This is a genomic window from Clostridium thermopalmarium DSM 5974 (assembly GCF_002995795.1).
Lineage (GTDB): Bacteria > Bacillota > Clostridia > Clostridiales > Clostridiaceae > Clostridium_H > Clostridium_H thermopalmarium.
Genome location: NZ_PVXN01000056.1, coordinates 1 through 1,387 on the forward strand (window position 1 = coordinate 1; position 1,387 = coordinate 1,387).

Sequence of the window (1,387 nt, forward strand, 5' to 3'; positions counted from 1 at the left end):
CGGATTAACCCCTTCGTTTTGGACAAAACCTAATAAATTCTTTAGTTTTGTCAGAATTACACCCTTATTTCAATATTAGTTAGACTTTCTCCAAAATGAAGGTTATAAAATTCATTCGGTGACATAAACTTTAAACTTGAGTGAATTCTCCTTTTGTTATAAAATTCCATGAATTCGTTTACTACTTCGTATGCTTCTGCATAACTTTGAAACTCATATTTTTTCAAGCAATCATCCTCAAGTATTCTATGAAATGATTCTACATGTGCATTCTTATTTGGTGTTTTAACAGGTATTCTCTCGTGTTCTATTGCAATTTCTTCGCAGCATTCGCTGAATTTATAGCTTACAAACTGTGGCCCATTATCTGTTCTTATTACAGGCTTTAAGGCTCCTTCTGCAAATAGATTTCTTTGCATTAGACATTTTCTCAGTAATGCTGCCGCATCTTTAGCTTCGCAGTGGAATCCCATGTGGTAATCAATGATGCTTCTATCAAAGACATCAATAAGGTTTAGAAGATAGAAAAATTTATCCTCGCCATGGATATAGCCATACTTAATATCCATCTCCCAAAGTTGATTTGAGCCTGTTATAGTCCTGTTTACAGCGATAGTTCTCTTTACTTTAGGCTTAATAACTCTTTGGTCTTTTAGTATTCCAAGCTCCTTGCACAGCCTATAAACCTTCTTATGGTTAATTGTGAGTTTATAGTGTTTTCTTAGATGGTAGGTTATTTTTCTATAGCCGTAGTCAGCTGCATCTCCATCAATTGATTCCATAATAAACTCTTTGATCTGCTCATCGCATACCTTCTTTTCTTCCTGGTCTATGCTGTATCCCCTAGGCTTACCGCCTTTAGGCTTTGCCTTTTCCTTACCTTCTACATTCAAATTATAGTAATATGTTGATTTGCTAAGTTTGACCACCTTTAGTACAAAAACTGCGTTATATCCTTGTTCTATATATTTTTTAGCTATTTCTACTTTATCTTTAATTGAGGGTTTGATTTTTTTATTAAGTCTTTAAGTATTGCTATCTCAAGGTCTTTCTCACCTAGAAGCTTCTTTAGCTGATCATTCTCCTTTGTTACTTCTGTCAATTCACTCTCTAGCTCTTTATCTCCCTCAACTAAAGCCTTTCTTCCTGGCTTAATCTTAATCTCATCTTTATTCTTAGATTCCTTAATCCAAGTAAATATTGTTGATTTTGATATTCCATGTCTTCTTGAGACTAATGAAACATTTCCTACTTCTTTAACTTCTCTTAATATTTCTTCCTTCAATTCTTTTGTATAAGTTCTTCCTCTCATGGCTTACCTCCAATCACTTTCTACATTATAATAAATGTATAGGCAATTGTCCAAATCAATTTAGGGGCTTATGAG

The 1,387-nt window shown here is 33.7% G+C and carries 2 protein-coding genes; both read right to left on the reverse strand.

What is annotated here, in order from left to right; all coding sequences use genetic code 11:
* Positions 1-56: 56 nt before the first annotated feature.
* Positions 57-929, reverse strand: a complete 873-nt coding sequence (locus tag CPAL_RS11300; protein WP_242976315.1) for an IS3 family transposase — start codon at positions 927-929, stop codon at positions 57-59.
* Positions 930-982: 53 nt separating this feature from the next.
* Positions 983-1,312, reverse strand: coding sequence for a transposase (locus CPAL_RS11305; RefSeq protein ID WP_242976316.1), 330 nt, complete (start codon positions 1,310-1,312; stop codon positions 983-985).
* Positions 1,313-1,387: the final 75 nt, after the last annotated feature.

Bases quoted from the DNA above. Each gene is read 5' to 3' on its own strand.
- CPAL_RS11305 (WP_242976316.1), bottom strand. From the start codon at position 1,312: ATGAGAGGAAGAACTTATACAAAAGAATTGAAGGAAGAAATATTAAGA.